At 66.8% G+C, this 21,999-nt stretch carries 16 protein-coding genes and 3 pseudogenes; 8 read left to right on the top strand and 11 right to left on the bottom strand.

Annotation, left to right across the window (positions count from 1 at the left end):
• Positions 1–263: 263 nt before the first annotated feature.
• Positions 264–2,192 carry an acyl-CoA dehydrogenase family protein gene (locus ACRXBZ_RS39565; protein WP_433884110.1) on the top strand — a complete coding sequence of 643 codons (1,929 nt, stop codon included), beginning with the start codon at positions 264–266 and terminating at the stop codon, positions 2,190–2,192.
• A gap of 1,179 nt (positions 2,193–3,371) precedes the next feature.
• Here ACRXBZ_RS39565 and ACRXBZ_RS39570 read toward each other — a convergent pair.
• Positions 3,372–3,518, bottom strand: a pseudogene (locus ACRXBZ_RS39570) (MerR family DNA-binding protein); the annotation flags it as partial.
• Between the two features lie 137 nt (positions 3,519–3,655).
• Positions 3,656–4,337: pseudogene (locus tag ACRXBZ_RS39575) on the bottom strand (GNAT family N-acetyltransferase); the annotation flags it as partial.
• Between ACRXBZ_RS39575 and ACRXBZ_RS39580 the strand changes: the two are divergent.
• Positions 4,338–4,523, top strand: a pseudogene (locus ACRXBZ_RS39580) (flavoprotein); the annotation flags it as partial.
• Positions 4,524–4,643: 120 nt separating this feature from the next.
• On the opposite strand, the gene ACRXBZ_RS39585 reads toward ACRXBZ_RS39580, so the two are convergent.
• The gene (locus ACRXBZ_RS39585; RefSeq protein WP_433883437.1) at positions 4,644–4,850 is read right to left on the bottom strand and encodes a hypothetical protein; all 207 of its coding nucleotides are present in this window, start codon (positions 4,848–4,850) and stop codon (positions 4,644–4,646) included.
• Between the two features lie 374 nt (positions 4,851–5,224).
• Here ACRXBZ_RS39585 and ACRXBZ_RS39590 point away from each other — a divergent pair, with 374 nt between their 5' ends.
• The 3 genes from ACRXBZ_RS39590 (at position 5,225) to ACRXBZ_RS39600 (ending at position 6,800) form a co-directional block, all read left to right on the top strand.
• On the top strand, positions 5,225–5,704 hold the full coding sequence (locus ACRXBZ_RS39590; RefSeq protein ID WP_433883438.1) for a hypothetical protein: 480 nt from the start codon (positions 5,225–5,227) through the stop codon (positions 5,702–5,704).
• 276 nt (positions 5,705–5,980) lie between these two features.
• Positions 5,981–6,352 carry a transposase gene (locus ACRXBZ_RS39595; protein ID WP_433883439.1) on the top strand — a complete coding sequence of 124 codons (372 nt, stop codon included), beginning with the start codon at positions 5,981–5,983 and terminating at the stop codon, positions 6,350–6,352.
• Between the two features lie 292 nt (positions 6,353–6,644).
• Positions 6,645–6,800: a hypothetical protein gene (locus tag ACRXBZ_RS39600; protein ID WP_433883440.1), complete on the top strand. Its 156-nt coding sequence runs from the start codon at positions 6,645–6,647 to the stop codon at positions 6,798–6,800.
• On the opposite strand, the gene ACRXBZ_RS39605 is transcribed toward ACRXBZ_RS39600, so the two are convergent.
• Positions 6,778–8,022 carry a patatin-like phospholipase family protein gene (locus tag ACRXBZ_RS39605; protein ID WP_433883441.1) on the bottom strand — a complete coding sequence of 415 codons (1,245 nt, stop codon included), beginning with the start codon at positions 8,020–8,022 and terminating at the stop codon, positions 6,778–6,780. The genes ACRXBZ_RS39600 and ACRXBZ_RS39605 overlap by 23 nt on opposite strands.
• Positions 8,023–8,184: 162 nt before the next feature.
• Here ACRXBZ_RS39605 and ACRXBZ_RS39610 point away from each other — a divergent pair, with 162 nt between their 5' ends.
• A complete protein-coding gene (locus tag ACRXBZ_RS39610) occupies positions 8,185–9,141 on the top strand; it encodes a patatin-like phospholipase family protein (RefSeq protein WP_433883442.1) in 957 nt (318 codons plus the stop codon).
• A 19-nt stretch (positions 9,142–9,160) separates the two neighbouring features.
• Here ACRXBZ_RS39610 and ACRXBZ_RS39615 read toward each other — a convergent pair whose 3' ends face one another.
• The 3 genes from ACRXBZ_RS39615 to ACRXBZ_RS39625 form a co-directional block, all read right to left on the bottom strand.
• The gene (locus ACRXBZ_RS39615) at positions 9,161–9,418 is read right to left on the bottom strand and encodes a hypothetical protein (RefSeq protein ID WP_433883443.1); all 258 of its coding nucleotides are present in this window, start codon (positions 9,416–9,418) and stop codon (positions 9,161–9,163) included.
• A gap of 102 nt (positions 9,419–9,520) precedes the next feature.
• Positions 9,521–9,721: a WS/DGAT domain-containing protein gene (locus tag ACRXBZ_RS39620; RefSeq protein WP_433883444.1), complete on the bottom strand. Its 201-nt coding sequence runs from the start codon at positions 9,719–9,721 to the stop codon at positions 9,521–9,523.
• Positions 9,722–10,247: 526 nt separating this feature from the next.
• Positions 10,248–10,877 (bottom strand): wax ester/triacylglycerol synthase domain-containing protein, encoded by a 630-nt coding sequence (locus tag ACRXBZ_RS39625; RefSeq protein WP_433883445.1) that lies wholly within the window; start codon positions 10,875–10,877, stop codon positions 10,248–10,250.
• Positions 10,878–11,096: 219 nt separating this feature from the next.
• Between ACRXBZ_RS39625 and corA the strand changes: the two genes are divergently transcribed.
• Positions 11,097–12,242, top strand: coding sequence for a magnesium/cobalt transporter CorA (gene corA / locus ACRXBZ_RS39630; RefSeq protein WP_433883446.1), 1,146 nt, complete (start codon positions 11,097–11,099; stop codon positions 12,240–12,242).
• A gap of 40 nt (positions 12,243–12,282) precedes the next feature.
• Here the strand turns inward: corA and ACRXBZ_RS39635 are convergent, their stop codons facing one another.
• From ACRXBZ_RS39635 to ACRXBZ_RS39650, 4 genes are all read right to left on the bottom strand, one after another.
• Positions 12,283–12,507 carry a hypothetical protein gene (locus ACRXBZ_RS39635; protein ID WP_433883447.1) on the bottom strand — a complete coding sequence of 75 codons (225 nt, stop codon included), beginning with the start codon at positions 12,505–12,507 and terminating at the stop codon, positions 12,283–12,285.
• A gap of 142 nt (positions 12,508–12,649) precedes the next feature.
• Complete coding sequence (locus tag ACRXBZ_RS39640; RefSeq protein ID WP_433883448.1) at positions 12,650–13,240, bottom strand: LGFP repeat-containing protein; 591 nt, start codon at positions 13,238–13,240, stop codon at positions 12,650–12,652.
• A gap of 64 nt (positions 13,241–13,304) precedes the next feature.
• Positions 13,305–14,456: a peptidoglycan recognition protein family protein gene (locus ACRXBZ_RS39645; RefSeq protein WP_433883449.1), complete on the bottom strand. Its 1,152-nt coding sequence runs from the start codon at positions 14,454–14,456 to the stop codon at positions 13,305–13,307.
• Between the two features lie 71 nt (positions 14,457–14,527).
• The gene (locus tag ACRXBZ_RS39650; protein WP_433883450.1) at positions 14,528–15,352 is read right to left on the bottom strand and encodes a class I SAM-dependent methyltransferase; all 825 of its coding nucleotides are present in this window, start codon (positions 15,350–15,352) and stop codon (positions 14,528–14,530) included.
• Positions 15,353–15,705: 353 nt separating this feature from the next.
• Between ACRXBZ_RS39650 and ACRXBZ_RS39655 the strand changes: the two genes are divergently transcribed.
• The gene (locus ACRXBZ_RS39655; protein ID WP_433883451.1) at positions 15,706–21,939 is read left to right on the top strand and encodes a PA14 domain-containing protein; all 6,234 of its coding nucleotides are present in this window, start codon (positions 15,706–15,708) and stop codon (positions 21,937–21,939) included.
• Positions 21,940–21,999: the final 60 nt, after the last annotated feature.

Below are 21,999 nucleotides of genomic sequence, written 5' to 3' on the forward strand. Positions count from 1 at the left end.
CGTCCGCGCCTTTGGCATCGTCATGCCACAGACGAACAACGAGGTCAGTGTTGTGCAACGGCACCTCGGTTCGGGTGGAGACGATTAGTTGAGTGTTCCGCTGGGGCTGGCTGGTGGTGAGGGTAGTAGATCGTCTGGCGTTAGGCGGGTGGTACCTGCAGCGGTCTCGGGTTGTTGGAGGAGCCGATCGCTTCCGGCTGTTACCCGCCGGTAGTACCGTTGGTTTGTCTATGTCACATGCGGCGGTGCCGTTGGGGGCAGCGATGAACACGGTGGGCAGCCATTTCGCGAGTGGGGCGCAGGTCGACGCGGCCCGGGCCAGGCAGGTGGCCGAGGAAGCGCGTGAGTCCCGTTGGGACAGGCCGAGTTTCGGTAAGGAGTTGTTCCTCGGGCGGCTTCGGCTCGATCTGATTGACCCTCTGCCCGAGGCAGAGCCCACGGTCGGGGGCGAGGCGTTCCTCGAACGGCTGCGCGAGTTCTGCGAGGCCAAGGTCGATGGCCGGCAGATCGAGCGGGAGGCGTGGATTCCCGATGAGGTGATCAACGGTTTGAAGGACATTGGTGCCTTCGGTATCACGATCTCGAGGGAATACGGCGGTCTGGGCCTGCCGGCGGTTTATTACCACCGTGCGTTGATGCTGGTCACCACGGTCAACCCGTCGATCGGGGCGTTGCTGTCGGCGCATCAGTCGGTCGGGGTGCCGCAGCCGGTCCAGTTGTTCGGTACCGAGTGGCAGAAGCAGGAGTTTCTGCCGCGGTGTGTCCGCGAGATCACCGCGTTCTTGCTCACCGAGCCGGATGTGGGCAGCGATCCGGCGCGGCTGGCTGTCAGTGCGGTGCCCAGCGAGGACGGGCAGAGCTACACGCTCAACGGGGTCAAGTTGTGGACGACCAACGGGGTGCTGGCCGATCTGCTCGTGGTGATGGCGCGGGTGCCCGAGTCCGAGGGGCACCGGGGTGGCATTACGGCCTTCGTTGTTGAGGGCGCCGCAGCGGGCATCACGGTGGAGAACCGCAACGCGTTCCTCGGGCTGCGTGGCATTGAGAACGGCGTGACCCGGCTGCATAACGTGGTCGTCTCTGCCGAGAACCGGATCGGTCGCGAGGGCGACGGTCTCAAGATCGCGTTGACCACGTTGAACACCGGGAGGCTGTCGCTGCCCGCGATGTGCGCCGCCGCCGCGCGGTGGTGTCTTCGGATCGCCCGCGAGTGGTCGTCTCAGCGGGTCCAGTGGGGCCGACCCATCGGTGAGCACGAGGCGATCGCCAGCAAGGTCTCGTTCATTGCCGCGACGGCCTTCGCGCTGGAGGCCGTGGTCGAAGTGTCCGGCAGGTTGGCCGACGCCGACCGGCACGACATCCGCATCGAAGCAGCGCTGGCCAAGCTCTACAGCACCGAGCTGGCCTGGCAGGTCGCCGACGAGCTGGTGCAGATCCGCGGCGGCCGCGGGTACGAGACCGCAGAGTCGCTTGCCGCCCGCGGTGAGCGCGGGGTGCCCGCCGAGCAGTTGCTCCGGGACCTGCGCATCAACCGGATCTTCGAGGGATCCAGCGAGATCATGAAACTGCTCATCGCCCGGGAGGCGGTCGACACACACCTGTCGGTGGCCGGCGACCTCATCGACCCGACCGCCGATCTGCCGCGCAAGGCGCGCGCCGCGGCCCGCGCCGGCAGCTTCTACGCCCGTTGGCTGCCGACGCTGGTGGCGGGCAAGGGCCAGGTGCCGACCGGCTTCGCCGAATACGGCCCGTTGGCCGGACACCTGCGGTTCGTGGAACGGGCCAGTCGGCGCATCGCCCGGCAGACCTTCTACGGGATGACGCGCTGGCAAGCCAGGCTGAAACACCGCCAGCTCTTCCTCGGTCGCATCGTTGACATCGGTGCGGAGCTGTATGCGATGAGCGCGAGCTGCGTGTACGCACGAACGGGCGACCGGGACGAGTCGGCGGTCGAGTTGGCCGACACGTTCTGTCGGCAGGCCCGCCTGCGCGTCGAGGACCTGTTCCGGCGCCTGTGGCACAACACCGACGCCGACGACCGCGGCCTCGCTCGGCGGGTGCTGGAGGGCCGGTATTCCTGGCTGGAGGAAGGGATCCTCGATCCGTCGATCGACGGCCCGTGGATCGCCGAAGCGGCAGCCGGTCCGTCGCAATACAAGAACCATCGACGGACAGTGCCCCACGCCGGTTGAGTGTCCATCGCGACGTTCTCGGTGGATGTGCTGGGTCCGGACCGTGACTTGGCCCCTGGCGTTGTCTGCCCGCCTCGGATAACGAACGCGGCGATGTCTTGGTCGCTGGTGTGGTCCCTGACGCCGACGGCTGCGGCCCCCGCCTCGGTCACGCTGGTTGATGCCAGGGCGGATTCCACCTCGGTGGCGTCCTGGACTGGCAGGGATGCCGAAAACAACTACAGGCATGATGATCTGCAGCGCTCGCCCGCAGGTCTGATCCGAACACGAGGGCAGGCCACGACGTGCGATCTCGGCTGGCCAGGATGCGCAGGATCCCTTGGGTCTGCGAACCGGGTCATGTGCTGTGCCGTCGTAGCTGGTCCTCACCCGGTCTGGAAGATGTTGGAGGTTCACAAATGACACGTCAGATGAGCACAGAGATGCAGCAGTGCATCGACATGTGCAATAACTGCCACGAGCGCGCTCCGGTGACCGCATGAGATCGAATAGACCTGCATCGGTGTTGGTGCCGGCATCCCGATGGTCGATTTTTCGCGGTTCCCCTGCGCGTGTCGGTCCCCCTGGGGGAGGGATATCAGCAGATCAAAACTCGGTGTTTGCGGTACCGGACTCAGCGGAGCTGATCATCCCGATCATGCTGAGGGTTGCGCGCTCGATCTAGCGGCGGATACGGAACGTGACGTGAAGGCCCCGATTCACACCTCGTCGCCGTCCGCGAGTTCGGCTTGGTCGATCGGTTCGCGGTTGTGGCAGGTGCCATTCACGAGCCTGTATCCGCGAGAACGTACCGTTGGTTGGCCAGAAGTATTTCCGCCGCGCAACTGAGCGACCACCTCGTTGGGCACCACTCGCGTTGGTGACTCGTCGGGCATCCGGCGTCCGGTGCTGCTGCACTGGACACTTCCCCGGCGGCAGGGCCCGCGGGACACCTTGAAGGAGTTGTTATGTTGCGAACACTGACGGTCGTCGGGTTCATCGCTGTGGCCACACTGGCCGGTTTGTTCCTCTACCGCCGCGCCGGTAAGCGCAGCTGACCACAAATGCTCGATCTTCACCGGCGGGGTTTCGCTGTGTCCGGGGTCGTGGCAGTGGTGTGCCGGGCACGGCGGTGAGCATCGCCGCGAGTTCGGCGCGCAGCGCGGTCAGCCGCCGCATCTCGGCGTCGATTTCGTCCAGGTGGCGGGCCAGCAGCTTCTCGGCGGGCTCGCAGGCGCACACGCCGGTGTCGCGTACCTCCAGCAGTTCGCGGATCTCGGCCAGTTGCAGCCTCAGCCGTCGCGCGCCGCGGATGAACAGCAGGCGGTCGATGACGGTCTCGTCGTAGCTGCGGTGATCGCCGCTGGTGCCGCGTAGCTGGCGGCCAGGCGGTACTGGCCGCCGCCGATGACGGTGGCGTCGTGGTCGTTCATCGGGAACCTTTCACCGAGCCGCCACCCCGGACGCGAGTGACGGTTCGTTCATCAGATGTCGTCGCGGGCGCGGCGGCGTTCGAGGAAGACGGTGTCGCGCCAGATGCCGTGGTGCTTGGCGATGCGTTCGCGGATGCCGACGGTGCGGTATCCGGCGGAGTAGTGCAGGGCGATGCTGGCGCGGTCTCCGGGAAGATCGAGGTTTGCAGCGTCCACAGGCCGTCGGTGTCGGCGGCGGTGACTTGCTTGTGCAGCAAGGCTTTTCCGATGCCAAGTCTGCAGAATCCGTCGCCGACGTAGACTGATGTTTCGGCAACTCCGGCGTAGCAGTGTCGGTTCGACACGGGGGTGACGGCGGCCCATCCCGCGACTTCGCCGTCGATCTCGGCGGCCCAACTATGGTCCGGAAGCCATTTTGCTTCCAGGGATTTCCTGGGCGGGACTTCGGTTTCAAAGGTGGCGTACCCGGTGTCGATGCCCTCGGCGTAGGTGCGGCGTACTGCAGGCCAGTCCCCGGGTTCGAGGGATCGGACGGTGACGTCATCGGGTAGGTTGGTCGGGCAGCAAGGTCGCGCGAGCATGCCCATGACGGCCTCAGCCGCGTGGGGGAGTCCGGTGCAGCAGGCGGTGCCGACCGAGACACGGGTGGCGGTGCTTCCTTGTGTAGCAGCACGAATCCGGCATCGGCGAGCTTGCGCACGTGGTGGGAGCCGGTGGACTTGCTGATGCCCAAGTGGGTGCGGGCCCGGTGGGTTTGGCCCCGCCGGCAAATGTTGCCGAGCATGGGCTGGAGCCGCTGGTACTGGAGGCGAGCAGCGAGGTGGGGGCCTCGGTGCGCCAGTGGGGGCATGTGCGGTTGTTCTCGCAGTGGTCGGAGCTGATCGATCCGGCCACCGCCCGGCTTCTGGAGCAGCAGGGGTGAATCTCCACCCACCGTAGATGTCGTCAGTGCTCTCTACAGGCAGGTCCGCGCAGCTCACACGGGGTTATTTCACCCAGGTGAGGGGGCGTGTCGGGATTGGACAAAGCCACCGGATGCTTAACGTGGGACGTCATGTCGCACCCCGCGCATGATGCCATCGCCTGCCAAGTACGGGAGGCGATCGATACGGCATTGGTGGCCGTGCTCACCGGGGACGGTGACGCCACCCAACAGGCCCATCCCCACGTGCAGCGTGCCGTCGACCTGCTTGCCCAAAACGATGAACAGCCAGCGGTTGCGGACGACGCTGCCGAAGCTGTCCACGCCGCAAATGATCACCTGCGCTCGGGCCGGTGGGATGATGCGCGCTCCGCTCTGGTGACCGCCCGAGGACGCTTGGCACGGCCCGGTTCCCGCTACACCGCCACCCCATCCAGGGCAGAGAACTCCTCGGCCGAATAGCCCTGTGCATGCCCCTTCGCCGCCGACGAACGAAGGAGAGCAGCTTCGGGTGCACGGTCAGTTACCGCCATGCTCGTACCTAACCCTCGGGCACTCGCGGTACCCGGAGTGAACCTACCTCCGTCACGCTGCGGCTGACCGCCCGTTTTGAGAGAGTCAGCCAGACCCTGCAGGTTGGGAACCTCGGGGTGCCACTGCTGTTCGGGCAGGTGAGTACTGAGTGAGAGGTAGTCGTAATGGGTCTGGTCAAAGAGACGCAGCGATCGCTGTACGCCACGGTGGGTGCCGCGGCGTGGACGATGGACGCGATGCGCGCCATTCCCGATCAGATGGGGCGCGCGTGGCAGCAGCGCACGCAGTGGATGAACCGTGCCGGCGAAGCGTATGACGACCTCGCCGAGCGCGGGCAGGCCATCATGGGCGGCGCGAGGCAGGAAGTCCAGCACCAGGCCGGTCAGGTGGGCGAACAAGCCCGTCGAATCCCTGGCGTCGCGCGCGCCGAGCGGGCCATGACCGGAAGGGTCGTCGATGCAGACCAACTCCCGATCGCCGATTACGACAGCCTCACGGCGGGAGAAGTTGTCCAGAGACTGCAGGGTCTGTCTCAGCGGGAGCTGCAGAAGGTCGCAGGCTACGAAAAGCGGCACCGGGCGCGCGCGACCGTGCTGAACCGCATCGACGAACTGCTCGCCAAAAGCCCGACTACGACGACATGACTGCTGCCGAAGCGGTTTTGACCGCTGAGCAGCAAGAGGATCTAGGGCCGACGAAAGGCGCCACAAGCCGCGGCATCCTCGCGTCGGCTAGTTGGAGCCGCCGGCTGCCCAACGCGGGCGGGGCGTGGCCATACCTTCAGCCGGAGGCACTTCGTCCCTGCTCACGAGCCCCGGCATCAGTAAGGCTGAAAGTGCCTCGGGGCGGGATGGCGCTACTGTAGCGACTCACCAGACGAGCCCCGCCCGCCCCGAGGCCTTTCGCGATGCCGTCCCTTCATGGCGCGCAGGACCGGTAGCTGGGGGCTCCTGCGGACGGTGTGGATCAAGCAGTACCACCGCACGATCACCGGCGACAGGTGTCAAACGTGTCCTGTCCGTCCACAGTGCACACGCTCCACCCGCAGCGGCCGGCAGTTAATGCTGCGGCCCCGCGAGATCCACGACACGGTCGAGCACGCCCGCGCCGAGCAGACCACCGACGAATGGAAACAACGGTACGCCACCCGTGCCGGGGTTGAGGGCACGATCCACCAAGCGGTCGCGGCCACCGGCATCCGCCGAAGCCGCTACCTCGGCCTGGCCAAGACCCACCTCGCCCACGTCATCGCTGCCATCGTGATCAACCTGATCCGCCTGGATGCCTGGTGAACCGGCACCCCCACCGGGCAGGACACGCACCAGCCACCTCGCCAGACTCGACCTCACTCTCGCCGCATAACGATCAATTTCGTGGGCTGACCTGCTGACCTGCTGATCCTGGCCGGCCACGTCGCGCTGGAGTCGATGGGCTTCAAGACCTTCGGTTTCGCCGGTGGTCGTGAGGACGTCTGGGAGCCCGACGAGGACGTCTACTGGGGCCCCGAGACCACGTGGCTCGGCGAGATCATCCGCCACGTTCGAAGCGTGTGCGCAATGCGTTGGTCAAGGCCTGAGGTCGAAGATGCCGGACGCGAATCTCCGGGCGGTGGTGGTGCACGCCGTGGAAGTCCACACCGGAGACTCCAGCGGAGGCGCGTTGGTTGCGGTGCTGACCGAAAAGCAGACCGTGCTGTCTTCCGTGCCGGACGGGGTGATCAGCGTGGGAGGGGCCCGGTGAGTTGGGGGAGGGGGCCGATTTGCCAGGGATCGTTGTCGGTGGTGTGGGTGAGCCAGTGGTGTGCGTCGTGTTGGCCCATGGCGATGAGTTCGTCGAGGTATTGCGGGTCGAAGAACAGGTAGCTGAGCAGTTCGCCGTGGGCGGGGCTGTCGCCGCCGAGGAACTGGCTGAACAGCCGTTGGCGGGCTGAGCGGAGGCTGAGTTTGCGGCTGCTGGAGCGGAAGATCTCCAGGGCGTGTTCGCCGATCGCGCCGCGCCGGTCCGGCGCGATGAAGATGTAGGGGACCCGGCGGTATGGGGGTTTGCCCCGGGCCTTGCGGTATTGCTGTGTTGCGGGTGCGGCTGCGGGATCGGTGTAGAAGAGGTTGATGTTGCCGAGGGTGATGATGTCTTCGGCCAGCGGGTCGACCAGGGCGCCTTCGAGGACGTGCAGTGCTCCGTCGGCGAGGTCTGGGGGACTGCCTTCGTGTCGGCCCGGTTCGTCCGATGGTGGGGTGACCGCGTCGGTGCCGATGACCACGATGCGGTCGGCTCCGAGGTCCAGTGCCGGTTTGATGGGGGTGTTCAGGCGGGTCCCGCCGTCGACGTACCAGCCGTGCGCCTCGGCTGGGGATTCGATGCGGACCGGTGGGAACAGGACGGGCAGTGCGGCGGAGGCTTGCAGGTGCACGTGGTCGATCGTCGCGGGTACGTAGTCGAGGACGTGGGAGAGGTGCAGCGTCGGCTGGACCGCGCTTTCGACGAACACGACGGTGCGGCCACTGCGGACGGCGGTCGCCACGACGGCCACGGCGTTGACGCGGCGCTGCATGACGTTGTGGTGCAGCGCGGAGAGGTCGATCCACTCTTGCAGGCGCCGTTCGAGCGGCGCCGGGTCCAGCAGGCTGGAGAACCGGAATCCCGGCAAGGACAGTGTTTCGCCCAGGTAGCGGGTTGCGGCGAGGAGCATGTGTTGGTGCAGCGGGCGCATGACGTGTCCCTTGCCGACATCGCGCCAGCGCTCCAGCATGCCTGCAGCGACGTCCTCGGCGCTGCGGTCGTGGGAGGCGGCGAGGTAGGCAGCGTTCATGGCACCCACGCTCGTGCCTACGAACAGGGAGGGGCGCTGACCGAGGCGGTCGAGCTCGGGCACGAGCACGGACAGCACGCCCGCCTCGTACGCGCCACGGGCGCCACCGCCGGCCAGAACCAGCGCGATTCGTTCGCCGTCCACCATGCCCATCGTCGCATCGATCCGTGCAGTGCGTGCACGCCGAGCTCATCACCGGTATTGGTAGCCGATCAGGTGGTTGGCGGGCGGCCGGTGGGCGGCAGCCGCTGCCCGGTCGCAGCATCGTTGCGCGCCCCTCGATCGGGTGCGGTGACAACGGAAAGGACGCGGATGATGCAAGCGGATCTTGTGCTTGAGGGTGGTGGGGTCAAGGGGATCGGCACGGTGGGAGCCGTCCTCGGGCTGTTGGAGCGTGGCTACGCGTTTCCGCGGATCGCCGGTACCTCGGTCGGGGCAATGGTGGCCGCGCTGACAGCCGCGGGAGCCGACGCCGGGCAGATCCGCGGCGCGATGGGCAGGCTCGACCTGTCCCGGATGCCTGACCGGATGCCACCACGTCTGCCGTTGATCAGCGAGGGACTTGCACTGATTACCCGGAATGGTGCGTACGAAGGTGACTACGTCCGGGATTGGATGCGCCGCGAGCTGCAGGCGCTCGGGGTGACGACGTTCGGCGATCTTCGCCGCGAATCCGACGGCGACGACGGCAACCTGCATGGCGATCAGCGCTACAAACTCGTGGTGCTGGCCACCGACATCACCCATGGTCGGTTGCTGCGGCTGCCGTGGGACTACCACCTGTTCCACCGCGAGCCCGACGAGCAGTCCGTCGCCGATGCGGTGCTGATGTCGATGTCCATCCCGCTGTACTTCGAGCCCCAGCGGCTCACCGACCCGGCCACCGGAGACGCCTCGGTCATCGTGGACGGCGCGGTGCTGTCGAACTTCGCCGTCGAGATCTTCGACCGCACCGACGGACGGCAGCCGCGCTGGCCCACCTTCGGGGTCCGCATCCTGCCCGACCTGCCCGCTGGGATCGGCCAGGTCTTCCCCGCGCTCGGGCTACCGCTGCCACCACCGTTCGAACTGCTCAAGAAGGTGGTCGTCACCGCCTTCGTGGGAAACGACCAGACCCACCTCAACCTTCCCGAGGTCCGCAACCGCACGATCGCCATCGACACCGCAGAGGTGGGCATCACCGAGTTCGACGTAGACCCCGACACGGTGCAGACGTTGGTGCACCACGGGCGGGATGCCGTCGATGACTTCCTGACCAACAGGCACGAATGACTCCTTCTGCGTCGGGTTCTCATGTTGCGATCCACCACGTCGCTCGCCGGGTATCGACCACCCGCAACAGCCGTACCTGATCAACACCGAGCACGCGAGCCACCCAATGCACGACCTTGTCGAGGTCAGCGCGCCGTGCGGGCTCGTCCTCGCTGGGCGTCGCCGGCATCGACGCACACTCGCGCCACTTGCCGTCCAGGGCCGTATAACCCATCACCCAGCGAGGCGGCACCGGCTCAAGCTGCACCACGATGTTGCTGTGCGGTGGCTTGCGCATCGTCGACCCTTCACTTCACGGCATTGCGTCAGCAGCGCGGCACCGATCGGTTGCCAGCCCCAGAGCGGTGCGAACAGCCGTGCGGACCCCGCAGCGTGATCTTCAGGAGTCGAGGTCGTCGAGTTCCGCGACAGCGTGGGGTAGGGCTTCGCTGAGCTTTTCCAGATCGCCACAGCGCGCCGGTTGGCCTGGACTCCGATGTGGATGGTCCCGGTACTGGGTCACGGTGACCGACAGGGCATGACCGGCGGCGAGCGGCGCCAGGGGATAGAGCTCACGCAGCGAGGCACCGTCCAGCGACACCGAATGTCGGGCAGCGGCGCATTGGTGACCACGGTGTCGAACAACAGACCGGCAGCGTGACCGGCCAGCGGGGCGGCGATTCGGTGCGTGAAGGACGACATCAGACCAGCGAGCACGGGGAACGCACCCGTGTAGCGGACCGGCGCTCTTGTTGCGGTGCATCGCGGCCCGGACCATCCGCAGCGTCACGGGGTCCGGCTAGATCGCACAGGTAGCCAGACAGTTGGTTGTTGTCGGGTCGGGACTTCTCTCGTGATCGGTGGTTGACCGGGACCAGAGCCCGCACGGTGAGCCCGTCGAGGGCGTACCTGCGAGTGTCCAGCCACCGACGGAGCGCTCCGGTCACCACCGTGAGTGCGATGTCATTGGTCGTGCCTCCGTGGCGGGTGCGGATCCGGCGCACGTCTCGTCGTTCGACGGGGACCAAGGCCACGCGACGGGAGGCTGACGCACGAGCGTGCAGCGGGGAATCCGGCGCGTGTAGTCGCATGTTGCGCACCACGGCGGAGGCGATCCCGACCGTCTGCTACACGGTCCCCGGGAGATCACCAGCGGCGGAGAGCACGTCGCCGAGCAGCCGGTGCGGTCGCGAGACCATTCCCACCGCACGCCAGGCAGCGTTGAGCACGGGATCCGCGGGTGGCATGGTCTGCCGCGGCGCCCAGTCGGGGGTGAAGCCGTCCAGCAGTCCGAGCCCGGCTTCGACCGCTCCGCAACCGTCGGCCAGGGCGTGGTGCAGCTTCACCAAAACCGCGAACCGGTCACCGTCCAGACCGGTGATCACATGCAGTTCCCACAGCGGCCGGCTCAGATCCAGCGGTAGGGCGTTGAGCTCCGTGACGAGCACAGCGAGCTCTTCACGACCGCCCGGTGACGGCAGCTGGTGGGTGTGGACGTGGTCCCGGGCACGGAAATCGGAAGGCTCTTCCCAACGCGCGTGACCTGGAGGAAACCACGAGCTGCGGACCCGCAGGCGCAACCGCGGAATCCGCGCCGCTCGCTCTGCGAGCACGCCCGCCACTCGCCCCGGATGCACTGGGCGCCGCGGTGCGAACACTGCGACCGCGCCGAGGTGCATCGGTGCCGCGTCCCGCTCCAAGCACAAGAACGCCCAATCGAGCGCACTGACCGCCTTGGCTGGGGGCCGTCGCAGCACGTCGGCGCGCTCAATGGGGCAGGCTCGTAGGGGTGGTTCAGCGGCTTGGGCGGGGGGTATCTTCGGGTCGGTTCCGTTACGAGGCCGGGGGGAAGGGGGTGGGGCCGCGATGAGCAGCCAACCTCCTAGTCGTCCGTACTGATGTTGCCGCTTTCCGCTGGCCGTTATGTCTGGTTGCGGCTGTCCGTGTGTTTCGTGTTCCTCGTCCGGAGGCCTGTCATGCCTGAGTGGCGTCCGCGTTCGTTGCGTCGTTCCAAGGTGGCCCGGCTGCCCGAAGAACAGCGCAGCGAAGCGCCGGAGCAGTCGATGGATCCGCGGTCGCAGGCGGAGACGCCGTTGGCGGATCGGCCGCTGATCGACACCGCGATCTACCACGAAGGGGTCCGGGTGGCGACCCCGTCCAGCCTGGCCGAGACCTACCGGCAGCTGCCGGGCGAGGACGGCACGATGGCCTGGATCGGGCTGTACCGGCCCGACGAGAAAGAGCTGCTGGCCGCCGCCGAGGAGTTCGACCTGCACAAGCTCGCGGTCGAGGACGCCATCGTCGCCCACCAGCGCCCCAAGATCGAGCGCTACGGCGACACCCTGTTCGTCGTGTTGCGGGCCGCCCGGTACCTGGACGAGGTCGAGGAGGTCAGCTTCGGCGAGCTGCACCTGTTCATCGGCCCGCACTTCGTGCTGACCGTCCGCCACGGCCAAGCACCGGACCTGTCCGTGGTGCGCCGCCGGATGGAAGCCGATCCCGACCTGTTGCGCCACGGCCCGGAGGCGGTGCTGTACGCGATCCTCGACAACGTCGTCGACGGCTACGCACCGGTGATCGCCGGTCTGCAGAACGACATCGACGAGATCGAAACCGAGGTCTTCGGCGCGGACCCGTATGTGTCGCGGCGCATCTACGAACTCTCCCGCGAGGTCATCGAGTTCCAGCGGGCCACCCGCCCGCTGCTGTCGATCCTGCGCAGCCTGGAGGCGGGCTTCGAGAAGTACGGCATCGACGAGGAGCTCCAGCGCTATTTGCGGGACGTGACCGACCACGCCACCACGGTCGCCGAACGCGTCGACGGGTTCCGGCAGATGCTGGACAACATCCTCACCGTCAACGCCACGCTGGTCACCCAGGCCCAGAACGAGGAAATGAAGAAGATGACCGAGGCCAGCTTGGCGCAGAACGAGGAGATCAAGAAGATCTCAGCGTGGGCGGCGATCCTGTTCGCACCGACGCTGATCGGCACGGTGTACGGGATGAACTTCGACTTCATGCCGGAACTGCACTGGCTCGGCGGCTATCCGTTCGCGCTGGCTCTCATGGCCGCGGTCTGCATCGGCCTGTACGCGATCTTCAAACGCCGAAACTGGTTGTGACTCGACCAGGTCACCACCGGCCTGGGGTGCTGAGGGCCGGTCAGGTTCGACTCGGCTTCAGGGTTGGGGCGCCGATCTGGTGCAGGTAGTAGTCGCGGTCGGCGCGCGAACTGGTGCAGCGCCAGGTCGAACAGGCGCCCAGGAAGCCGCCGACCTGCAAGCCATTGCCGAAGCCACCGACGCTGAATCCCATCCGCGTGGCCGTCTCCGGTTCGGCCGGTTGGCCATCGAGTACGGCATTCACAGCAGCGGGCGCAATGCGCACTGAAGCAAGTCGACCAGGCCCACGCTGCTTTACCGGAGAACAACTCCGAAACCGAAGGGGCCGGCGCTGCGCCGTAGCGACAGTCCCAGTCTGGCCCAGGCAATTTCTGCTGAGATCCTTGCGACGCGGCAGTTGAGGTGCATTACTGGCGGTATGCGGTGGTGATGCCGGTGGTGGTGTTCCATTCGATGTAGCCGCCTTGGAAGTCGCTTCGGCGTCCGGCGGGTACCGGGTATTCGTCGCTGGTAGGGTAGCCCAGCCAGGACGTTTCCCAGCCGAGGGTGCTCCAGTGGTCCCGGATGGCTCCGTGGACGAGGTGGGCGCCGGTGGTGGGTGTCCAGTAGATGGAGGCGTTCTTGGTGAAGTGGTTGTAGCGGCCGACTCCGTCCGGTGTGGCGAGTTCGTCGGTGGTGGGGTAGCCGGCGGGGCCGGTTTCCCATCCGCTGGAGGCCCAGGCGTTGCGTATGGCTCCGTGTACGGCGTGGGCGCCGGTGTCCGGCGTCCAGTAGATCGAGGCGCTGTGGGTGAAGTGGTTGTAGCGACCAATGCCGTCGGGCGTGCCCAGTTCGTCGGTGGTCGGGTACACGCCCGCAGTCGGACCGCCGAGCCGGTTGTAGGTGCCGTGGATGTCACCCTTGACCCAGTGCGCCCCGAGGTCGCTGCGCCAGGCGATGGTGGACCATCCGCTGCCGAACACCGTGGCTCGGCCGTCCTCGGGCCAGTTGGTTTCCACCGCGTAGACCGGGCCTGCCGTGTTCTCGCCGCCGAGTGTCTGCCATTTCTGGTGGATCGGCCCGTTAGCGCCAGTCTCCGGCCAGTTGCGTGGTGCGGTCCCGGACCGAACCGAGTGCGTTGTAACCGAAGTTGCCCGGACAGACGGTGCTTCCCACGTCGCGGTGGGCGAAGATGGTGGGCAGCGTGACCGGCGTTCCTGTGGCGTATTTCGAGGTGCCGCCTCCGGCGCTGACGAGTGTGACGCTGCCGAGGGGATCGACGTAGCTGTTGGTGAGTTTCCACGCGATCATCTGCGACGCGGATTCCAGCGTCGCGGTGCTGGGCGGAATCGCGTCGTGGTCGCCGATCATCGAGATGCCGAAGACGTGGCGGTTGAATCCGCCGGTGTGGGCGCCGAGGGTCGGCAGGTGCAGGCCGCCGGTGCGGCCTTCGAAGATGGTGCCGCACTTGTCGACCAGCGCGTTGTAGCCGATGTCGCCCCATCCGTTGGTCACCGAGTGGTAGTAGTAGATGCCCCGCACCAGCGCTGCGGATTGGTCGCAGGTGTAGTCGTTGCTGTCGGCGGTGTGGTGCAGCGCGGCGGCCTTGACCGTGGTCGCGTATTCCGGGGCCCAGGTCATCAATGATTCATCGGCGCCCCACTGCGCCCGCGTGACGACGGTCGGCATGGTGGAAACGCCGCTGCCCGCGGCGGAGAACTGGCTGATCTGGGCGTCGTTGGTCGAGGTGCCCGGATCGATGGTGACCAAGGTCAGTTCGTCGGTGGCGGGGGCGCCCGCGCGCTGGGCTCGGACCTGGACGCGGGTGGCGGGCCCGGTCCACAGCGGTTCGGTCGTCTTCGGTGACTGGCGGCGGTCCGGACCGCCGTCCTGCTGGTCCAGGGTCTGCCACGCACTCCAGGTGCCTCGAACGGATTGGGTGCGCAGTTCGATCGTGTCAGGCTCCGCGCCTTGCCAGGTCAGGCCGACGAGCGAGAACTGCCGCTGCGGCGCGGCTTCGCGCAGGTCGGCCGGCGCTCCTGGTGGCCGACCTGCATCGGCCAGCGGGACCGTCTCCGCTCGCGGGGTGACAGCGTTGGCGTCGGGCACCGCGGCTGGATGAGCGGCTTTCTCCGCGAGTCCCGCTGGACTCGCCTGGGCGTGGGGCAGGCCACTGGCCGACAACGCGAAGACGATGGCGAAAAGTGCGATTCTCGAGTGACGATTCGTCGTCATTGCCACCTCGGCAGGTCAGAACCAGAAAAAACAAACAGCACGGTTTTCAGGACTCGGCAACCAGAGAACCGCTATGCCTCAGTATCAATCCGGGTAGCGGTGAGAGCGAGGGCTGGGCCGTGGGGATGGTCGGGGGTGTCGAAGCCGATGTTGGTGACCGTCCAGCCGAAGTGTTCCAGGGCGGCGAGCAGGTCGGCGCGAGTGAGCCAGTTGCTGTAGGGCGCGCTGCCGCCGCAGAATCCGTTGCGTTGCAGGGCTTCTGCGTAGTTGAAGCGGTGCAGAGTGTGGTCGAAGCCCTGGTGGGTGGCCCGTTGGTGGCTGGGGAAGCGTGGTGCGAGCAGCTCGCTGCGGGTGATGACGTCCTCGTCATAGACATGGGTCCACAGGAAGAGCTTGGTGGCGACTTTCGCGGTGAGTGCGATGGTTTCGACGGGGTTGCGCATGTGGTAGAGCACGCCGCTGGCGAAGCAGAGGTCGAAGCGCTCCTCGGCGTCGCGCAGGTAGGGCGTGAAGTCACCCAGCAGAAACCGGGCTTGGGGCATGCCCAGCAGTTCCTTGACAATCAGGCATTTCAGGTAGGCGCGGGTTTGCGCTTCGACCGCGATGATCTCGGCACCGGCCGCGTGGAGTTGGTAGGTGTGTCCGCCTTCGAGCGGCCCGAGTTCGAGGATCCGGCTGCCCGCCACACCACCAAAGCTGTCGATGGCCCAGGTGACCCGGGCGTCATCGAACAAGGGCAAGGGTCCGGCTTGGATGTCCTGCAACGGCGGGGGAAGCTGCGATGACCACTCCCCGGTGAACAGGTCGATGGCGTTCTGCGGTGAGGGTGCGCTGGTCACGTACTCGTCGAGGATCGACGGCGCGGCCGCCTCCGGTGGCTCCGGTGACGGTGGCATGGATGTGCGGGACCTGCGAAGGAGCGAACGCACGGCCTGGCCCTTTCTGCTCCTGGTCGGCGATGGCCAGGTATGCGCTTGTCAGCGGCGACGCAGGGCCGCCGAAAACCGGGTTGTCGCGGCATTTATCGGTGCGACCACATCGGACGTTACACGAAAATCGCGCCCTCCCAATATTTTTCATTGTCGACAGCCAGACGCGTGTCCGTGTCCGTTACTGATCGCTTCCGAAGTGTCGCTGTCAGCTATCACTCTTTTGTCGTATTGGTGTACTGATGGTCGTCTGGTGAAGATTTGAGAGCTTTCTTGGCGCGGGCTGTGGGGCCTGCACCGATTCTTCGAGGAGTTTCGGCATGGTCCCTGCCCGTCGTGGTGATGACGCGCGCTCTCGTGATCACGGTTTCGTGGTTCGTTGGCTTTCTGTTCTTCTGGTGTTCGCCGTCGTTGTCTCGGTTGTCGAGGTTGTGGTGCCGCCTCCGGTGGCGTCGGCGGCCGAGCCCACGCAGCGCGACCCGCGTGAGAATCCGCTGCTGCCCGGTCAATCGACGCCCGAGCGGACCTCGCCTGGCCAGACGGATGCTGACTTCGCGCCGTTGACGGCTCGGGACGGGTATGTGGGGTCGCGGTTCGATCCGGTGCGGTCGAAGCCGGTGTCGCGGTCGATGTTTGTCGAGGAGTGGGCGAACCCGGACGGGACGCGGACGGTGCGGCAGTCGACGGTGCCGTTGAACGTCCAGGACGCGGCGGGCCAGTGGCAGCCGGTGGACACCACGCTGGTGCCCGATCAGCGCTCGGCGCGGGCGCAGGCGCCGCGGCATGTGCTGCACCCGTCGGTGGCGGGCAAGGCCAACGATCCGGCCGTGGTCGCGGTGGAGGTCGAGGGCAAGAAGGCGTCTCTGGCGTTGGAGGAGTCCGCGGACCGCCCGGTGCGCCTTGATCGGGACAAAGCGACGTTCACCGAGGTTCAGCCGGATACGGACCTGACCTACGAAGTCACACCAGGAGCGGTGAAGGAGACCATCGTCCTGAAGCGTCAGGGCAGGTCGTCGTGGCGTTTCCGTTTGAACACCGAGGGTCTCACGCCTGAGTTGGATGCCACCGGTGGTGTGGTGCTCAAGGATGCCGGTGGTGTGGTGAAGGTGGTCCTGCCGCCGATCGAGGCATGGGATTCCTCCGGCGGCGGCGAGAAGGCGCCCGCGATGATCGGTGGCCGCTACGAGCTGGCCCAGGACGGGCCGCAGTGGTTCCTCACGGTCTCGGTGGATGAGCAGTGGTTGCGGGCGCCGCAGCGGCAGTACCCGGTGTTCGTGGACCCGACGATGTCGTTCGGTGTGATCGACTCGCGTGCGTACCGCTCCGATGGGTACGAGTGCGCGAACTGCGGGCTGCGGGTGGGCAACAGCCAGGCGGCTGGTGACACTTACAACCGCAGCGTGTTCAAAGTGGACTACTCGCCGCTGTTCGGCAAGACGGTGGTCGGTTCGCGCCTGGACGTGTGGAAGGTGCCGGGTTACACGGGCTCGGTGAAGTCGTGGAACACCGACCTCTACCACGCCTCCGGTTTCCACTTCAACGGTGTGGGCGGCTACGTCGCCAGCACCTACGTCGGGGACACCGGTCAGTTCTCCGGTGACGGGTTGACCGGGTTCATCCGCTACCTGGTGGAGCGGGGTGATCCGACTGCGTGGTTCATGCTCATCGGGCACGAGCAGGCCGGGGTGTGGACCTACAAGCACCTCGACGCCACGCTGCTCGTTGACGTGGGATCGGCGCCCCCGGCTGCGCCGCTGGTGGCACCTGCGGACAACGCGACGGTGACGACCACGACGCCGACGCTGCAGGTGGGGGCGGTGTCGGATGCTGATGGGGAGGCGGTCAAGTACTGCTTCCGCGTCGCCACCGGCCCGGACGCCAAGACCGGCGTGGTGGTGGAATCCGGGTGCCTGGACACGCCACAGTGGACAATTCCGCCCGGGGTGTTGCAGGACGGTGTGGCCTACACCTGGCAGGTCACCACGGTGGCGAACCTGACCAGCACGACCTCGCCGTGGGTGGGGCATGTCAAGGTCGATCTGCGCATCGGTGACCACGGCCCGTCCCCGACCGATGATGTCGGCCCAGTCGAGGTGAACCTGGCCAACGGCAACGTTTCCACACAGGTGTCCTCGCCGACGTTTACCACGGTCGGTGGCACTGCGGGTGTGTCGTTCTCCTACAACTCGCAGCAGACCGACCCCAAGGGGCTACGTGCGTCGTATTTCAAGGACCTCAACCGCAACACGGTGATCGATGATGGTGTGCAGCCGACGCTGGTGCGCACCGAGCCGCAGGTCAACGTCGACTGGGGCACGACTTCGCCGTTCACGCCGGCGTTACCGGCGGATGACTTCATCGTGCAGTGGAACGGTTTCTTCCAGGTCCCGGCCACCGGCAGCTATTTGTTCGCGGGGGTGCACGACGACAAGACCACGGTCTGGATCAACGGAACCCAGGTCTACCTGGGCGAAGGGCCCAGCGATGTGAACTGGACCCAGGCCACCGGTGTGTCGTTGACCGCGGGGCAGCGCGTGCCGATCAAGGTGGAGCTGGCGGAGAAGACGGGTTCGGCGCGGCTGCGGTTGTTCGTCAAGACCGCCGATGACGTGACGGTGCCGTCGCAGATCGTGCGCTCGGACTGGCTCTACACCGAGGACCTGCCCGCGCTGTCGGAAGGCTGGACGCTCTCGGCGGATCTGGACGGCAACGGCGGCAGCTACGTCTCGGCGCAGGTGGCCGACCAGACCGTGGTGCTCACCGACGCCACGGGTGCGAAGCACACCTGGACCAAGGCCGCCACCGGCGGCTACACCCCACCCACCGGCGAAGACGGCGTGCTCGCGCTCGACACGGCTGGGCGCGTGACGCTGACCGATGGCGGTGAGGTGTTCGTCTTCCGCGCCGACGGGAAGCTGGAGTCGCAGAACTCCGTTGCGGACTCCCGCAAACCCGCTGCGCTGCAGAACATCTACGACGGCAGCCCGGTGCGCCTGCGGGAGATCAAGGACCCGGTCTCCGGTCGCTCCCACGTGCTGCACTACAACCGGCCCGGCGACGACTGCTACGGCGGCACACCGGTGCCGCCTGGCGGGGACGCGTTGCCGCCGGCGCAGATGCTGTGCCGCATCACCTACTGGGACGGCACCGAAACCCGCCTGTGGTACGTGGCCGGGAGGCTCTCCCGGATCGAGGACCCGGGCAGCGAACTCACCGACTTCGGCTACAGCCCCGCAGCCGGCAAGATCGACGTGATCCGTGATCCGCTGGCCAACGACTGGATCGCCGTGGACCCCGCGACGCGCGAGTCGAGCACCGAGGTCTTCACCGCCATCAACTACGACACCACCACGGGCAAACCGAAAGCCACGTCGGTGACCCAACCCGCGCCCGCATCCGGCCAGGCCCGCCCCGCGCACACCTACCGCTACATCAACACCGGTGAAACCCAAGTCGACGTCGCCGGCCTGGCGCCTGCGTCGGGCTTCGCGCGGAAGGTCACCTTCGACGCCGGGTACCGGCAGCTCACCGACACCGACGCCACCGGCAAAACCAGCCGCCAGGAGTGGAACGTCAAGGACCAGGTCGTCGCCGCGATCGATGCGGCGGGCCGCAAGACCACCACCATCTACGACCACGCCGACCGGCCCACCGACACCTACGGACCCGCACCCGAGTCCTGCTTCAACGGCCTGGTACCAACCACCGCCTGTTCGTCTACTGTGGATCACAACCGCACCGAATACGACGGCGGTATCAACAGCCTCGCGGTGTCTCTCTACGACAACCGCGAACTCGCGGGAGCGCCCAAGGTCTACGTCACCGGAATCGGCACCGTCGACGGCAGTTTCGCCCGCAACCTCGGTTATGACGCCCCGGTACCTGGATTCCCGGCCGACCACTTCTCACTGCGCGCCACCGGCGAGATCGTCTTCCCACAGGCCGGGACATACACCCTGCGGGTGCTGGCCGACGATGGGGTGCGCCTGTGGGTGGACGACCAGATCGTCATCGACGACTGGCGCAACACCACACCAGCCTGGCGGCAGGCCACGGTGTCCAGCCCCAGTGCGGGTGCGATCAAGCGGATACGTATCGAGTACTACGAGTACGACCTCACCGCGCAACTGGAGCTGCACTGGACCACTCCGTCCGGCCTCCAGGAGGTCGTGCCCGGCACCCAGTTGCGGCCCCGCTACGGGCTGACGACCTCGACCACCGAGGACGAGTCCAACGGGGTGCCCAACAAGGTCACCACCACCCGCTACAACGACAACGGCCTGGACTGGATCTACGGGCTGGCCACCGCCACCGTCGCCGACCCCGGGGGACTGGCGCTGACCAACTCCAGCGCTTTCGAAACGCCCGGTGTCGGTTATCTGCGGCAGACCGGGAATACCATGCCGTCCGGCGCGCAGGGCACCAACACCTACTACGGCGACGCCGAAACCCGCGACGACCCCTGCACCCAGGCGGTTGATCCCGCCAACCAGGGCGGGCTGGCGAAGCTGACCACCGCGCCAGCACCCGCTACCGGCCCGGCGCGGGTGGAGGAGCAGGTGTACGACGCCTCCGGTCGTGTCGTGGCCGAAGCGGTCAACGGCGCCTGGATCTGCACCCGCTACGACGCCCGCGACCGGGTCATCGAGAAGACCTATCCGGCCAATCCCACCGCCCCGGCACGCACCGGCACTACCAACTACGCCGTTGGCGGCGACCCGCAAACCACGTCGGTGACCGACTCTGCGGGAACCATCACCACCCGAGTGGACCTGCTGGGCCGCACCACGCTGTACACCGATGTGCACGGCACCCGCACCGAAACCAGGTACGACCAAGCAGGCCGCGTCACCAGCGAAATCGTCACCCCTCCGAACATCGCCGACTCACCCCAGACCACGGAGTACCGCTACGACGACGCGGGCCGCGTCCTGGAAGTCAAACTCCTGGCCACGGTCAACGGAGTCCCCACCACCACGGTGCTCGCGATGCCCGGCTACGACGCCGCCGGCGAGCTGTCCTTGGTCAACTACGGCAGCGGCACCTCCCTGACCACGATCGGCAAAGACCAGGCCGGACGCATTACCTCACTGACCTGGCGCAAGCCCGACGCCACCCAGGTCGTGTCCACGGTGACCCGCAGCCGGGCGGGCACCATCACCGACGAGACCCTCGCCGGTGTCGATGCCCGACCCGCAGGCCCGAACTACGTCTATGACGCCGCCGGTCGGCTCACCGAGGCGTGGGTGACCGGCCACTATTACACCTACGACTTCACCACCGCACCCAGCGGCTGCCCCACCGGCACCCAAGCCACCGCTGGAACCAACACCAACCGGCTGCGCCTGATCGACGCCGCCACCAGCGGCACGACCGAGACCGGCTACTGCTACGACGCCGCCGACCGCATCCTCGCCACCACCGGCACCAACCCGGTCGCCGGCATCACCTACGACGACCACGGCAACACCACCCAATACACCCAGGGCGCGGTCACCACCCGGCTCGGCTGGGACAGCGCCGACCGCAACCTCACCGCCAGCACCACCAGCACCAACCCCGCCGACGTCGCAGCGGTAACCTATGGCCGCGACGCCGCCGACCGCATCGTCCGTCGCGACACCACCCAGGGCGACACCCCGGCTGCGGTGCTCTACAGCTACACCGCCGGCGGCGACACCGCCGACCTCGTCCTGGACGCCAACAAGCGGGCTGTCTCCCGCTCGATCTCGCTGCCGGGCGGGGTGCTGTGGACGGCCACGCTCGACGCTCAAGGCAATGCCACCTCGCGCTACGACCACCCCACGGTCCGCGGCGACCTCACCCTGACCACCGACGCCGCCGGTGTCCAGCTCGGCGACCTCCGCACCTACACCCCCTACGGCGAACCGTTGACGGCCGCGGGTGTCGTCGACCCGGACAACGTTCCAGACAACCAAACCGGCCAACTCGACTACGGTTGGCTCGGCCAACACCAACGCCCCTACGAACACGCCGGCGCCCTGTCCCTCATCCAGATGGGAGCCCGCCCCTACTCACCCTCGCTCGGCCGGTTCCTCTCGGTCGACCCCGTCGAAGGCGGCTCCGCCAACGACTACGACTACGTCAGTGCCAATCCCATCAACGCCACCGACCTCGACGGCCGCTGTCCCTGGTGCCTCGGCATTCTCGCAGGCATCGCCGCTAGAGCCGTCGTTTCCTGGGCTTTTCGGGCTGCGATCCGCCCTGCGGCAACATGGGCGTGGAGCAGAGCCCTCGTGCCCGCTGCTCAGTACGTCCAAGTCCAGACGAGAGCCTTCATCACGCGCCGTGTAGTCGGCAGGCTGCGATTCACCAACACTGCTCTTAAAAGTTATGGAAGGCCCTATCAGCACAGTCGGCAACTCATCAAGATGATCACTAAGGCGAAGGCTGTTCGAGATCCACGCGGGGCGAGGGGAACGGTAGCATGGTTCGTGAGAGGATCGTGGAATGGTAGGCGAGGAATCTATGAGCTGGTAGTGCATCCTCGGAAGAGGCTCATCTACCACTTCTTGTTCAGGAGAGGAAAGTGACGTCGCCCCAGTATTCTCCTTGGCCAGTCGTGGTTCCAGGCGAACCAGAGCCATGTGTCT

It is taken from the genome of Saccharopolyspora hattusasensis, assembly GCF_050972075.1.
GTDB classification, from domain to species: domain Bacteria; phylum Actinomycetota; class Actinomycetes; order Mycobacteriales; family Pseudonocardiaceae; genus Saccharopolyspora; species Saccharopolyspora hattusasensis.

Coding starts and splice junctions, on each gene's coding strand:
- ACRXBZ_RS39595 (WP_433883439.1), top strand. CDS start 5,981: ATGGCGCGCAGGACCGGTAGCTGGGGGCTCCTGCGGACGGTGTGGATC.
- corA (WP_433883446.1), top strand. CDS start 11,097: ATGCCTGAGTGGCGTCCGCGTTCGTTGCGTCGTTCCAAGGTGGCCCGG.
- ACRXBZ_RS39610 (WP_433883442.1), top strand. CDS start 8,185: ATGCAAGCGGATCTTGTGCTTGAGGGTGGTGGGGTCAAGGGGATCGGC.
- ACRXBZ_RS39615 (WP_433883443.1), bottom strand. CDS start 9,418: ATGCGCAAGCCACCGCACAGCAACATCGTGGTGCAGCTTGAGCCGGTG.
- ACRXBZ_RS39650 (WP_433883450.1), bottom strand. CDS start 15,352: ATGCCACCGTCACCGGAGCCACCGGAGGCGGCCGCGCCGTCGATCCTC.
- ACRXBZ_RS39655 (WP_433883451.1), top strand. CDS start 15,706: ATGGTCCCTGCCCGTCGTGGTGATGACGCGCGCTCTCGTGATCACGGT.
- ACRXBZ_RS39645 (WP_433883449.1), bottom strand. CDS start 14,456: ATGACGACGAATCGTCACTCGAGAATCGCACTTTTCGCCATCGTCTTC.
- ACRXBZ_RS39600 (WP_433883440.1), top strand. CDS start 6,645: ATGCCGGACGCGAATCTCCGGGCGGTGGTGGTGCACGCCGTGGAAGTC.
- ACRXBZ_RS39565 (WP_433884110.1), top strand. CDS start 264: ATGAACACGGTGGGCAGCCATTTCGCGAGTGGGGCGCAGGTCGACGCG.
- ACRXBZ_RS39590 (WP_433883438.1), top strand. CDS start 5,225: ATGGGTCTGGTCAAAGAGACGCAGCGATCGCTGTACGCCACGGTGGGT.
- ACRXBZ_RS39605 (WP_433883441.1), bottom strand. CDS start 8,022: ATGGGCATGGTGGACGGCGAACGAATCGCGCTGGTTCTGGCCGGCGGT.